The sequence below is a fragment of the Halanaerobium sp. DL-01 genome, assembly GCF_003338615.1.
Classification (GTDB): Bacteria; Bacillota; Halanaerobiia; order Halanaerobiales; family Halanaerobiaceae; genus QPJE01.
This window is the reverse complement of the sequence record NZ_QPJN01000015.1, coordinates 20661-33437: the sequence shown is the minus strand read 5'-3', so window position 1 is coordinate 33437 and position 12777 is coordinate 20661. Positions and strand designations below refer to the sequence as shown.

The 12777-nt window shown below is 34.4% G+C and carries 16 protein-coding genes; all 16 read left to right on the top strand.

Going from position 1 to position 12777, the window contains the following annotated elements; all coding sequences use genetic code 11:
* The first annotated feature begins 20 nt into the window (after nt 1-20).
* The 16 genes from glmS (at nt 21) to DER71_RS06620 (ending at nt 12772) form a co-directional block, all read left to right on the top strand.
* On the top strand, nt 21-1850 hold the full coding sequence (gene glmS, locus DER71_RS06690; protein ID WP_114457653.1) for a glutamine--fructose-6-phosphate transaminase (isomerizing): 1830 nt from the start codon (nt 21-23) through the stop codon (nt 1848-1850).
* 128 nt (nt 1851-1978) lie between these two features.
* Nucleotides 1979-2359: a holo-ACP synthase gene (gene acpS / locus DER71_RS06685; protein ID WP_114457652.1), complete on the top strand. Its 381-nt coding sequence runs from the start codon at nt 1979-1981 to the stop codon at nt 2357-2359.
* Nucleotides 2360-3925 carry an NAD(P)H-hydrate dehydratase gene (locus tag DER71_RS06680; RefSeq protein ID WP_114457651.1) on the top strand — a complete coding sequence of 522 codons (1566 nt, stop codon included), beginning with the start codon at nt 2360-2362 and terminating at the stop codon, nt 3923-3925.
* Between the two features lie 23 nt (nt 3926-3948).
* Nucleotides 3949-4485: a dCTP deaminase gene (gene dcd / locus DER71_RS06675; RefSeq protein ID WP_114457650.1), complete on the top strand. Its 537-nt coding sequence runs from the start codon at nt 3949-3951 to the stop codon at nt 4483-4485.
* Between the two features lie 15 nt (nt 4486-4500).
* Nucleotides 4501-6765, top strand: a complete 2265-nt coding sequence (locus tag DER71_RS06670; RefSeq protein ID WP_369834911.1) for an IGHMBP2 family helicase — start codon at nt 4501-4503, stop codon at nt 6763-6765.
* A 106-nt stretch (nt 6766-6871) separates the two neighbouring features.
* A complete protein-coding gene (locus tag DER71_RS11940) occupies nt 6872-7021 on the top strand; it encodes a hypothetical protein (protein ID WP_158531711.1) in 150 nt (49 codons plus the stop codon).
* A 147-nt stretch (nt 7022-7168) separates the two neighbouring features.
* Nucleotides 7169-7465: a CopG family transcriptional regulator gene (locus DER71_RS06665; RefSeq protein ID WP_114457649.1), complete on the top strand. Its 297-nt coding sequence runs from the start codon at nt 7169-7171 to the stop codon at nt 7463-7465.
* A complete protein-coding gene (locus DER71_RS06660; protein WP_114457648.1) occupies nt 7446-7796 on the top strand; it encodes a type II toxin-antitoxin system PemK/MazF family toxin in 351 nt (116 codons plus the stop codon). The genes DER71_RS06665 and DER71_RS06660 overlap by 20 nt, the downstream gene beginning before the upstream one ends.
* 312 nt (nt 7797-8108) lie before the next feature.
* Nucleotides 8109-8471 (top strand): hypothetical protein, encoded by a 363-nt coding sequence (locus tag DER71_RS06655; protein WP_114457647.1) that lies wholly within the window; start codon nt 8109-8111, stop codon nt 8469-8471.
* A 36-nt stretch (nt 8472-8507) separates the two neighbouring features.
* Complete coding sequence (locus DER71_RS06650; RefSeq protein ID WP_114457646.1) at nt 8508-8942, top strand: ATP-binding protein; 435 nt, start codon at nt 8508-8510, stop codon at nt 8940-8942.
* Nucleotides 8943-8963: 21 nt separating this feature from the next.
* Entirely contained in the window at nt 8964-10295 is a 1332-nt protein-coding gene (locus DER71_RS06645) for a [Fe-Fe] hydrogenase large subunit C-terminal domain-containing protein (RefSeq protein WP_114457645.1), read from the top strand.
* A complete protein-coding gene (locus tag DER71_RS06640; protein WP_114457644.1) occupies nt 10273-10602 on the top strand; it encodes a serine kinase in 330 nt (109 codons plus the stop codon). Before DER71_RS06645 ends, DER71_RS06640 begins: the two co-directional genes overlap by 23 nt.
* Nucleotides 10565-11344 carry a PHP domain-containing protein gene (locus DER71_RS06635; protein ID WP_369834909.1) on the top strand — a complete coding sequence of 260 codons (780 nt, stop codon included), beginning with the start codon at nt 10565-10567 and terminating at the stop codon, nt 11342-11344. Before DER71_RS06640 ends, DER71_RS06635 begins: the two co-directional genes overlap by 38 nt.
* Before the next feature lie 22 nt (nt 11345-11366).
* Nucleotides 11367-11849 (top strand): NADH-quinone oxidoreductase subunit NuoE, encoded by a 483-nt coding sequence (gene nuoE, locus DER71_RS06630; protein WP_114457643.1) that lies wholly within the window; start codon nt 11367-11369, stop codon nt 11847-11849.
* A 1-nt stretch (nt 11850) separates the two neighbouring features.
* Nucleotides 11851-12405: an ATP-binding protein gene (locus DER71_RS06625; protein ID WP_114457642.1), complete on the top strand. Its 555-nt coding sequence runs from the start codon at nt 11851-11853 to the stop codon at nt 12403-12405.
* Nucleotide 12406: 1 nt separating this feature from the next.
* Nucleotides 12407-12772: a ferredoxin gene (locus DER71_RS06620; protein WP_114457641.1), complete on the top strand. Its 366-nt coding sequence runs from the start codon at nt 12407-12409 to the stop codon at nt 12770-12772.
* Nucleotides 12773-12777: the final 5 nt, after the last annotated feature.

Sequence of the window (12777 nt, the reverse complement as noted above, 5' to 3'; positions counted from 1 at the left end):
AATGGAGGTTAAATTAATCAATGTGTGGAATTGTAGGTTATATTGGGAAAGAAGATGCAGCATCAATTCTCATTTCAGGTTTAAAAAAACTTGAATACAGAGGATATGATTCTGCAGGTATTGCAGTACATGAAAACAATGAAATTAAAATAAAGAAGAAAAAAGGTAAACTTGATAATTTAAGTTCGGAAATTAAATCAGAGATTTTTTCGGGGAAGGCAGGGATAGGACATACAAGATGGGCAACACACGGCAAACCATCAGACAGAAATTCTCATCCTCATGATGACTATAATGGGGAGATAGTAATTGTTCATAATGGGATTATTGAGAATTTTGAAAGCTTAAAAAAAGAGCTGATAGAAAAGGGTCATCAATTTAAATCAGATACAGATACTGAAGTTGTGGCCCATCTTATTTCGAGCAATTACAAGCATGATCTTAAAAAGGCAGTTGAGAAATCTGTGCAGAAACTTGAAGGTTCTTTTGCAATGGCAGTTATGTCGGTAGATTATAGTGACCGTATAATAGCTGTCCGCAAAGACAGTCCTCTAATTATTGGTATCGGAGAAAATGAAAACTTTCTTGCATCTGATATTCCTGCATATTTGAGCAGAACCAATGAATTTTATATCTTAGAAGATGGGGAACTGGCTGAGATAAGGCAGGATTCTATAGATATCTACAATTTTTTTTCCGGTGAAAAAAAAGAAAAAATTAAGACACATATAGACTGGGATGCAGAAATGGCTGAAAAACAGGGTTATGCACATTTTATGCTCAAAGAAATTAATGAACAACCTGAAGCATTAAAATGGCTGTTTCAGGATCACCTAACAGATGGTCAGATAGATCTGAGAGACAGTAATATTGATAAGAATTGGCTGTCTAAATACAGTAAAATTCATATTGTTGCCTGTGGAACTGCCTATCATTCCGGACTGCTGGCAAAATATCTGTATGAGGAGCTGCTGCAGATACCGGTTGAAGTTGAGGCTGCATCAGAATATCGATACAGAAAGCCACTTGTAGATAAATCCACCCTCATGATTGCTGTAAGTCAGTCAGGAGAAACAGCAGATACACTTGCTGCACTCAGACTTGCTAAAAAGAAAGGGGCAGATATTCTGGCATTTACAAATTCTAGAGGCAGCAGTATTGCCAGAGAATCTGATATGGTTCTCTATTTAAATGCCGGTCCGGAAATTGCTGTTGCATCTACCAAAGCATATACCAATATGGTAGCTGCTTTTTATATGCTGGTTCTCGATGGTCTAAGGCAGAAGGATGATTTTAGCAGAAAAGAGCTAAAAAAATTAACAGATCAGTTAATAAAATTACCGGAACTGCTGAGGCAGGTAATAGATAATACTGAAGAAAAAATAAAAGAAATTGCAGAAAAATATGCAGATAAAGAACATATATTCTTTATTGGTCGGAATACTGATTATGCACTGGCTTTAGAGGGTGCACTTAAACTGAAAGAGATTTCTTATATACATTCTGAAGCATATCCGGCCGGCGAGTTGAAGCACGGTACACTTGCTCTTGTTGAAGAAGGGGTACCGGTAATATCAATTGCTGTGCGGAAAAGACTTTTTGCAAAATTATTCAGCAATTTAAAAGAAGTTAAATCCAGAGGAGCAGAAACATTTCTAATTACTCTGGCAGGAAACAGCTGTGATAAAAACACTGTTGATGAAGCCATTGAACTGCCTGATATAGATGATTATTTTGCCGGCCTGCTTGCTGTTGTGCCGATGCAGCTTCTTGCATATTATACAGCCCTTATCTGTGAAAGGGATATTGATCAGCCGCGCAATTTAGCAAAAAGTGTTACTGTTGAGTAAAATATATTTTAGATTAACAAGTCCGGGTCGAGTCTGGCCCGGACTTTGCATTTATTGCCTTAATTTATTATAATAAATTAAAGATTAATCTTTTTAGAAATAAAGCAATTTGGGAAAGGATCGGCCAAATGATAATTGGTACAGGTGTTGATATTGTAGAAAATCAGCGGATAGAAAAATTGATAAAAAAATATGGAGACAGGTTTATTGAAAAATTATTTTTGTTATCTGAAGCTGACTACTGTAAAGATAAGGCGCAATATGTAAGCTGTTTTGCAGCAAGATATGCAGCAAAAGAAGCAGCTTTAAAAGCGCTGGGTACCGGACTTAGGGACAACAGCTGGCATGATATAGAAATATTTCACAGTGAATTGGGAAAACCAGAAATTAATTTAAAAGGTAATGCGGCTGAAATAGCAGCCAAAATGGGTGTAAAAAAAATATTTGTCACCATCTCACATGAACAAAACTATAGTATAGCCCAGGTTATTCTGGAAGGAGAAGATTAAATGTATATTTTAACACCATCTGAAATGGCTGAATGTGATAAAGAAACTATAGAAAATGGATTTCCGGAGATTTTACTTATGGAGTCTGCTGGTCTCTCTGCTGCTGAGTATGCAGATGAAATACTTACCAGTGTTGATGACTGCATTCTGCAGAAAGATAAAATAATCATTTCAGTTACAGCAGGTAAGGGTAATAATGGAGGAGATGGCCTTACTGCAGCCAGATTTCTTCACCAGTGGGGATATGAAGTTAAGGTTTTTCTTGCTGCAGAAGAGGATGATCTTAAGGGTGTAACAGCTAAAAATTATTCCATTTTAAAAAATCGCGGAGTCGATATTTGTAAAATAACCGGTAGTTTAAATGATAGTAATGCCTTAAAAATAAAAAATTCTGATCTTATAATTGATGCACTTCTCGGTACAGGTATAAAAGGAGAAGTGAGAGGTGTTTACAGATATTTAATTGATGTAATGAATGAAAGCAGTTCTCCTGTTCTTTCTGTTGATATACCATCAGGAATAAATGGAAAAACCGGGGAGATATGTGGTAGAGCTGTTAAAGCACTGTTTACAGTGACAATGGCAGCATACAAAAGAGGATTATTATTATTTCCGGGCAGAAAATATGCCGGTAAAATTCGTGTAGCTGATATTGGTATTACTGATAATGTAATAAAAAAGCACACTTCAAATTTAAAAGTATTATCTGATAGGGAGATTTTAGCACTTCTTCCAGAGCGGAAGAGAGATGGTCATAAAGGCAGTTTTGGTAAAGTACTAATTATCGGTGGGAAGATGGGTATGGAAGGTGCAGCTGTTTTAAGTGGCGAATCCTGCCTCCACACTGGTGCGGGTTTGGTTTATATTGCTGTACCGGAAACTGCTGCTAGAACCTGTGGGTCTTTAAGTAGAGAACTTGTTGTAATTTCATTAAAAAGCAGTGATAACATTGTGGACACAGCAGCCCTGGATACTATATTTGCAGCAGCGGAAACGGCTGATTTGGTTGTGGTTGGCCCAGGTATGGGCAGCAGTAAAAACACTCAGGAGATTATGCAGGAACTAATAACCAGTATTTCGAAACCACTTATAATTGATGCTGATGGAATTAATTCTATAATAAACCCAGCTATACTGAAAAAAAGTAGAGGAGAGATTCTTTTAACACCACATCCGGGAGAGATGGCCAGACTGCTTGGGAAGACAGCAGTGGAAATAAATAAAAATAGAATTGAAACTGCAGAAAAATTTGCTGCTGAATATGGAGTTAATTTAATACTTAAAGGTGCTTCAACTGTCATATCTTCTCCTGATGGAGAAACATACATTAATACAACAGGTACAGATGGTATGGCTACTGCAGGCAGTGGTGATGTTCTGACTGGTATTGCTGCAGGACTGGCTGCTCAGCAGATGAATCTTTTTTCTTCAGCAGTGCTGGCAGCTTATATACATGGAAAAGCTGGTGAAAAAGCAGCAGAAAAGTATACTGAATACTATATGACTGCAGGAGATATAATAGAAAACTTATCAGTTGTCTGGAAGCAGCTGATAAGAAAATATTAATAAATTAATAAAGGAGAAAAGACATGATATTATCTGATAAAACAATTAAAAATATGTTAGCAAATAAAGAACTTATTATAGAACCCCTGGATGAAATTCAGATTCAGCCTGCATCTGTAGATATGAGACTTGGTCGTGATTTTTTGAAAGTTGATGAAAATATGCTGCCAGTTATGACACTAACTGATAAAATAAAATATAAGGAATTTAGGGGAAGTGAAATAATTATTCCTCCCAACTCTTTTCTGCTGGCAACTACAAATGAGTATATTAAACTGCCTGATAATTTAACAGCATTTGTGGAAGGTAGAAGTTCTATTGGGAGAATGGGATTGTTTATACAGAACGCCGGCTGGGTTGATCCCGGTTTTGAAGGTCAGATTACTCTGGAATTATATAATGCTAATCGTCTGCCGATAAAACTGGAAGCTGACCGCAGAATCTGTCAGCTGGTTTTTGCAAAAATGGATAATACAGCTGAAAATCCTTATCGAGGTAAATATCAGTTCCAGCAAAATACAGTAGGAAGCAGAGTATATGATGATTTAGAGAATAAGTAATTTTAACCGTAGGAGGTGTTCACAATTATAAACCTCGAAATTTTTGATATAGATAAATCAATTGGACCTGGTGATATTGTAGGTGCTTTTATAAATGAGGTTGGCCTTAACAGTAATGATATTGGAAAGATAAAAATAGACAAGAAAAATAAAAAAGCAGAAGTAGAAGTAGCAGAAGAAAGTGCTAAAAAAGTTGTGGAAATAATGGATGATAATCAGATCGGTGGAGTACATGTCAGAGTAAAAGCAAAAAGCCCAGATGATTTAAATGATAAAAAAGTAATTGAATATTACAAAAAATTCCGCAGTCTTGTTGAATTGGAAAGACAGGAAGAGATGGAAAGACATAAGCTTGAGATAAAATACCTCAGTCCGAAAGAAAGGCAGGCCAAAGGAAGGGCTATATTAGATTTAAAAGGTAAAGATGATGGAACAGCTTTTGGCCATAAACCTGCTGTAAAATTTATTAAACAAAATAAAGGTACAAAACTTCCGGATACAGAAATTGGCCCTGGAGATCTTGTGATGATAAGTTTAAATAACCCTTTAAATTCAGATAATCCAACCGGGACTGTTTCTGAAAAGACAAGATTTTCATTAACAGTTGCTTTTGACAGACAGCCGCCTTCATTTGTTTACGGCAAAAATCTCAGATTGGATTTATATGTAAATGATATAAGTTTTCAGCGTATGTTTACAGCTCTGGAACAGGTTAAAAATTGTCCTAAAAAGATGAAAAAGAAAAGAGATCTGCTGCTTAATAAAGTAAAACCAGCCTACAGTGAAAAAGAAATTGAAGTACTTAATAATAATTTAGATGAATATCAGAAAAAGGCAGTAGAAAAATCTTTAAAAGCAGAAGATATATTTTTAATTCAGGGTCCACCTGGAACAGGTAAAACTATAACAGCAGTTGAAATTATAAAAAATAATATTGAAGTAAATAACAGTGTTTTGGCAGCAGCAGATTCAAATATTGCAGTAGATAATTTGGTGGAGCTGCTGGCTGCAGAAGATATTGATGTCTTAAGAATCGGCCATCCAATTCGCATAACAAAAAGTTTAAGAGAACACACCCTGGATTATATGGTTCTTGAACATCCAGATTACAAAAAAGCCGAAAAACTTAGAGATGAAGTATCTGAACTAATAAATGAACAGGAAGATTATATTCATCCTAGTGGGAAATATCGGCGCGGTTTATCAGATCAGGAAATTAGAGAATATGCAGAAAAAGGTATTGATCATCATGTAAGAGGAATCAAACCCAAAATAATTAATGAAATGGCAGTTTGGCTTGAACTTCAGTCAAAAATAAATAACTATTTCAGCAGAATAAAAGAATTAGAACAGTCAGCAGTAAATGAATTGATAGAAAAAGCAGATGTAGTCTGCACTACAAATATTACTGCCGGTTCAGAACTGTTAGAAGATAAATTTTTTGATCTGTCTGTAATAGATGAAGCGACACAGTCAACAGAACCATCTGCACTGATACCATATTTAAAAAGCAGAAAAACCATTCTTATTGGTGATCACAAACAGCTTCCTCCAACTGTTTTAAGTAAAGAAGTTCTGAAACAGGGACTGGATCGTTCTTTGTTTGAAAGATTTATGGAGCTGTATGGAGAAGAATTTTCTTATCAGCTAAAAATACAGTACAGAATGCACAAAAAAATAATGGAATTTTCCAGTAGGGAATTTTACAATTCAAATTTAGAAGCAGCAGAGGAAGTTGCAGAACACACACTTAAAGATATTGGAGTCGCAGTTGATAGTGATGGAAGTGACTGTTTTGCTGATAAAGTTCTGTTTGAAGATTATCCGGTAGTTTTTCTAGATACTTCAGAAATGGAGGCAGCAGAAAGATCTCTTTCTGGATCAAATTCTTATGACAATCCTGTTGAAGCTGAAATAGTACTTGATATTGCTGATAAAGCTGTAAAATGGGGTGTTGATGAAAAAGATTTAGCAGTTATAACTCCTTATAAAGATCAGGTGGATCTGCTCTATCAGCATTGTAAATTTGAAAATATTGAAATTAATACTGTAGATGGTTTCCAGGGAAGAGAAAAAGAAATGATAATTTTCTCTTCAGTGCGGAGCAATAGCAAAGGTAATATCGGATTTTTGCGGGATTTAAGAAGGCTGAATGTTGCTCTGACAAGAGCAAGAAGAAAGCTGGTATTTATTGGAGATATCAATACTATCTCCAAACATAAGACATATAAATCACTGGTTGATTATATAAGAGAAAATGGACTTTTTTATAAACTTTAAAAAAAAATAATATTTTTTGCCGGGATTGACACCTATATTCTATTATTATATACTAAAAAAGAGAAAAGAATCATTTAATTTATTTCAGTAATAATGAGGTGGTTATATGGTGAAAAGGATTCGGCAGCGGCGTCAATTTACTGAGGCTGAGAAAAGGCAGATTGCAAGGGACATGATAGAAGGATACAAAAAGATAGCTTCCATTAACAGCAGCCTGGCAAAAGAAAATATTTTTAGTGATGATGAGGCTAAATAGCCTCATCTTGTTTTTTAAAATAATCAAGCTGTTCAAAGTACATACACCATTTTTAATATCCAATATCTCTATTGACACAGTTTAATATAAATGTATATAATTATATTAGATTTAAAAGAATATAATTTATAAATGGGGGTGCTTTCTTTGCCAGAATTTAAAGAAATAAAGCTAAAATTACCTAACTATTTATTAGAAGAACTAAACTCCTACTCCGGGCAGAATGATGAGCATCGGAATGCTATTTTACTTGATGCAGTAAAATTATATTTAAGAGAACGAAAAAAAGAAGAGGTCAGAAATGATCTAAAAAGAGGATACCTAAAAATGGCTGCTTTAAACCGGCAGCTGGCCGATGAAGGTCTTTCTACTGACTGCTATTCTTTTTATTGTTATGAACAACGACTTGTGGAGTGTGAAAAAATTGAAAGTAAAAAGAGGTGATGTTTTTTACGCTGATCTGAATCCTGTTATTGGATCAGAACAGGGGGGAGTAAGACCGGTTTTGATAGTCCAGAATGATATTGGTAATAAATACAGTCCTACTGTTATCGTAGCGGCTATTACTTCCCGAATAAACAAGGCAAAACTGCCAACCCATGTTGAAATTCCATCTGATTATACAAATCTTGATAAAGACTCTGTTGTTCTGCTGGAACAAATAAGAACAATAGACAAAAAAAGACTCCAGAGACATATTGCCCATCTGGGTGATGATGTCATAGAAGATGTTAATACTTCACTGGAAATAAGTCTGGGCTTAATAGATATTTAAAATCATTACATATTTTTCTGCTGCTTAATTTTTAAAGCAGCAGATTATGTGTTTAAATAGCTCAAATGTGCAGAATTAAAGTAAAATATAAATATTCCTACATCACCTTTTCTGCAGCTTGAAAATAAATTTTGGGGAAACTCCTATATTTATTTTCTTGACAATATGATTTTTGTGTCATATAATTTTTACAGGTGTATTTTTTTTGTAGAAAGATTGTGATTTGATTCACCGCTTTTGGTATAAATATAAATTTTCTAGACTGGATCGGCTTTTTTAATGATTTATTATGGCGGCTAATGGAGGTTAAAAATGAAGCTATCTGAAGTTAAATCCCTGCTCAATGTGGAAACAATTTATGGGGAAAAAAATATTGAAGACAGCCTGATAATAAAAAGTGCCTGTGGTGCTGATCTTATGAGTGATGTTCTTGCCTTTTCACAGGAGAAAACAATGCTGCTGACAGGACTGACAAATCCACAGGTTGTTAGAACAGCTGAAATGATAGGTATTCAGGCTATTATATTTGTAAGGGGGAAAAAACCACCGTCAGAAACAGTTTTTCTTGCTAAAGAGTTAAAAATACTGCTCTACAGTACCGAAAAGACTCTTTTTGAAGCTTGTGGTCTGCTTTATAAATATGGTATTCGTCCAGAAGAAATGAATTATATTTAATAACCTTCAAAAAAATTATTGGGAGCTGACTATTCCTTGCAGAAAAAAGAAATTTTAAATGTTGCTATTGAAAGATTTGATTTTCAGAGTGGTGGAGAAGCATCCAGTCAATTAAAAAATATGCTCCGCAAATTAGGTGTAAGTTCGGATATTGTTAGAAAAACAGCAATAGTGACTTATGAACTGGAGATGAATGTAATAATTCACTCTTTCGGCGGTAAAATCACTGCTCAAATATCAGAGGATGAGCTTGTAATTTATGCAGATGATAAAGGACCAGGGATAGCTGATTTAGAGAAGGCATTAACTCCTGGTTTTTCTACTGCTGGAAGTGAAATTAGAGAAATGGGATTTGGAGCCGGAATGGGGCTTGTTAATATCAAAAGATATGCCGATAATATGGATATCAGAACTGCTGAAGGTGAAGGTACAAATATTAAAGTGACTATTAAACTGGAAAAACCTTTATAGAGTGTTCATGGGAGGATTAAGATGGTAGATAAGCATTCTGTGCTTCTTAAGGAAGATAAATGTGAAGGATGTACAAACTGTGTAAAAAAGTGTCCAACAAGAGCGATAAGAGTTCATCAGGGGAGAGCATGGATTAAAGAAGATCTCTGTATAGATTGTGCAGAGTGTATACGCACCTGTGAATATCATGCTAAATATACAGAAACCGATCAGCTGGATGATATTAAAAATTATAATTATCCGGTTCTTATAATACCGCCGAGTTTTTATGGTCAATTTGAATCTGATATTTCAGTAACTAAAATAAAGGCAGCTGTATTAAAACTTGGTTTTAAAAGAGTTTACGATGTAGCAGAATCTGCAGCAGCTCTTTCCAGAAAAACATTAGAATTTTTGGAAAATAACAGCGGAAGTTTTATATCAGCTTCCTGTCCGGTTATTATACGGCTGATTAAACTGCTTTATCCGGGTCTCATAGATATGATCATACCTTTTAAATCTCCAGTTGAACTCTGTGCAGAAAAAACAAAAAAACTGCTGTGGGAAAAGGAAAATATAAAAGCAGATATATTTCTGCTGACTCCCTGTCCTGCAAAATTAACCACCATAAAATATCCTTTGGGTCAGAAAAAAAGTTTTTTAACTGGTGCAATAGGTGTAGAAAATATTTATCAGAAAATATATGATAAACTTTCTGAAATAACTGCTGAAGAAACAGAACAGTTTTCGGATTTTTCACCTGCAACAATATGGGGACAGGAAGGTGGAGAAACAGATATATTAAAAAGATGGAAGGGAATTTCTTTTGTAAATGTTTCCGGTATACATCAGGTTAAGAAAATTCTCGATGAAATTGAAAGAAACAATATTTCTTCTGATATAAAATATTTTGAGCTCAGTTCCTGTATAAATGGCTGTGTTGGAGGAGTATTAAATGTGGTAAATCCCTTCCAGGCAAAATTTAATCTTCAGAAAAGAATGGAACAAATTTCTGAGCTGGATAAAAAAGATAAAAAAGATTTTATTTACAATTTTTTAATTACAGAGAAAATAGAAGCTGAAGATGTCGGAAAACTGGATCCAGATTTCCAAAAAGCAATGGAAAAGTTAGAACAGATGGAAAAAGAAATAGAAAGCCTGCCCGGTCTTGACTGTGCTGCCTGTGGTGCTCCTGACTGCAAAACCTTTGCAGAAGATATAGTTAATGGACTCGCAAATAAATCTGATTGTATCTTTATGCTGAGAAAAAATGTTGGTCAGCTTGCAGATGAGCTGTCTGAACTTGCACATGAGCTGCCGCCTGTAATGTCATCAAAAAAGGAGGAAAATAATGAAAGTAAAAGATCTGATTGATGAGTTAGAATTAGAGGTTATTGCCGGGCCTGATTTGGATAGAGAAGTCAGTGGAGTTTACTGTGGTGATCTGCTGAGTAATGTAATGGCAAATGCAAAAAAAGATAACATTTGGCTTACAGTACAGGGACATCAGAACACAACTGCAGTAGCTCTTTTAGTAGATGTTTCAGCTGTTATTATTGTGGAAGGGTTTGATTTTGACGAAGCAGCTGTTAAAAAAGCATATCAAAAAGGAGTAAATCTGCTTAAAAGTAAAGAAACTGCTTATGAAATTGCCTGCAAATTGTGTGAAAGAAATTTATAAAATGAATGAATATAAAGCTGATTTTCATTTGCATTCTGTACTATCTCCCTGTGGAGATCTACTTATGACAGCTAAAGCAGTTATAGAAAAAGCTAAAAAAATTGGGATAGATATCATATCTTTAACCGATCACAACTCTGCAGAAAATGCAGAAATCTTTCAATATTATTGTGAAATAAATAATATAATGTTTGTACCTGGGATGGAAGTAGAGACAAAAGAAGAAATTCATGTACTAACATTTTTCCCCGATATAAATACCTTAAAAAAATGGCAGGAAAAAGTATATAAATCTTTACCAGATATAAAAAATGACGAAGAATTTTTTGGACCCCAAATTGTACTTGATTTTAATGACAAATACAGCAAAAAAAACGATAAAATGCTTGCTGCTGCTGTGAATATGACACTATCTGAGGTGATAAAAGAGAGTAAAAACCTGAATGGAATAGCTGTTCCTGCACATTTGGATAGAAATAAAAGTATAATAAGTCAGCTGGGATTTATACCGGATGATCTTGCAATAGATGTAGTAGAAATATCAAAAAATGCTGATCCAGTTAACTTCCGCAAAAAATACAACATATCAGAACAGATAAATATAATGAAGAATTCTGACAGCCATTATCTTGATGATATTAGATCTTATATTACTTTAGTTATGAAAGAAAAAAGTTTTGCCGAATTTTTACTGGCCTTAAAGTCTAAAAACGGCAGAAAAATAAAATTTAACGATATATAATTAAACTTAGGAGGTTTATATTATGGCAGAAATTAAAGAAGAAAAATTAGAAAAATATCTGACACCTGTTAGAAAAATTTTAGAGCGTTATGAAAAAAAAGAGCACTATTTAATTCCAGTTCTTCAGGAAGCCCAGGAAGAATACGGCTACCTGCCAGAAGAAGTCTTAAAAGAAGTAGCAAGTGGACTCGATCTTTCCTTAAGTCAGGTTTATGGAGTAGTAACTTTTTACAGTCAGTTTCATCAGGAACCCAGAGGAAAAAATATTATCCGTGTCTGTATGGGTACAGCTTGTCATGTTAGGGGTGGTGACAAAGTTTTAGAGGCACTTAAAGATGAACTGAATGTTGATAGTGGAGAAACAACGGAAGATCTTAAATTTACTCTGGAATCTGTAGCCTGTGTAGGTGCATGTGGACTGGCTCCGGTAATGATGGTTAATGATAACACTCACGGTCGGCTGACTCCGGAAAAAATTCCGGAAATACTGGCTAAATACAGCTAAAATGAGGGAATTAACACTTCATATCCTGGATATCATTGAGAATTCTCGTGAAGCGGGAGCAGATTTAATAAAACTCAAAATTTTTGAACAGCCCGAACAGGATAGTTTAAAAATTTTTTTAAAAGACAATGGTTCAGGTATAGATGAAGATAAATTAGAAGATATTACTAATCCATTTGTTACCACGCGCACAACCAGAGAAGTTGGTCTGGGCCTATCGCTGTTTAAACAAGCTGCTGAAAGATGTGGTGGAAATTTTTATATTAAATCAGAAAAAGGAAAAGGTACCGAAGTAATGGTGGAATTTCCCTATAATCATATTGATAGAGCTCCACTGGGAGATATTATTACCACAATAATTTCTTTTATAGCAGTAAATGGAGATTCTATCGATTTAATTTACAGGCATAAATTTAAAAATAGAGAATTTTGTTTTGACAGCAGAGAAGTAAAAAAAGAATTGGATGGTATTTCTATTCAATCAAAAGAAATAATAAGTTGGATAAAAAATTATCTAAAAGATAGCTTTGCTGAAATATATGGAGGTGAAAATTAAGTTGAAATCTTTAAAAGAATTAAAAGAATTAAGAAATAAAGTGCAAAAAGAAATGGAAATGAGAGATCAGAGTACAAAACCTGAAATTATAGTTGGCATGGGAACATGTGGAATAGCAGCAGGAGCAAGAGATATTCTAAAAGCAATACTGGAAGAAGTAGACAGAAGAAATATTGATTTAAGAGTGACTCAAACAGGATGTATAGGTATGTGCGAAAAAGAACCGCTTATAGATGTAAAAATGCCCGGTAAAAAAAGAATTACCTATGGTAATTTAAGTACCGATGATGTAAAAAAAATAATTGCGGAACACGTTATTAACGGAAATATTGTTAAAGATCTTGTAATAGCAAAACACGAAGATTAAATATA

Coding starts and splice junctions, on each gene's coding strand:
- glmS (WP_114457653.1), top strand. CDS start 21: ATGTGTGGAATTGTAGGTTATATTGGGAAAGAAGATGCAGCATCAATT.
- acpS (WP_114457652.1), top strand. CDS start 1,979: ATGATAATTGGTACAGGTGTTGATATTGTAGAAAATCAGCGGATAGAA.
- DER71_RS06680 (WP_114457651.1), top strand. CDS start 2,360: ATGTATATTTTAACACCATCTGAAATGGCTGAATGTGATAAAGAAACT.
- dcd (WP_114457650.1), top strand. CDS start 3,949: ATGATATTATCTGATAAAACAATTAAAAATATGTTAGCAAATAAAGAA.
- DER71_RS11940 (WP_158531711.1), top strand. CDS start 6,872: ATGGTGAAAAGGATTCGGCAGCGGCGTCAATTTACTGAGGCTGAGAAA.
- DER71_RS06655 (WP_114457647.1), top strand. CDS start 8,109: ATGAAGCTATCTGAAGTTAAATCCCTGCTCAATGTGGAAACAATTTAT.
- DER71_RS06645 (WP_114457645.1), top strand. CDS start 8,964: ATGGTAGATAAGCATTCTGTGCTTCTTAAGGAAGATAAATGTGAAGGA.
- DER71_RS06640 (WP_114457644.1), top strand. CDS start 10,273: ATGAAAGTAAAAGATCTGATTGATGAGTTAGAATTAGAGGTTATTGCC.
- DER71_RS06635 (WP_369834909.1), top strand. CDS start 10,565: ATGAAATTGCCTGCAAATTGTGTGAAAGAAATTTATAAAATGAATGAA.
- nuoE (WP_114457643.1), top strand. CDS start 11,367: ATGGCAGAAATTAAAGAAGAAAAATTAGAAAAATATCTGACACCTGTT.
- DER71_RS06625 (WP_114457642.1), top strand. CDS start 11,851: ATGAGGGAATTAACACTTCATATCCTGGATATCATTGAGAATTCTCGT.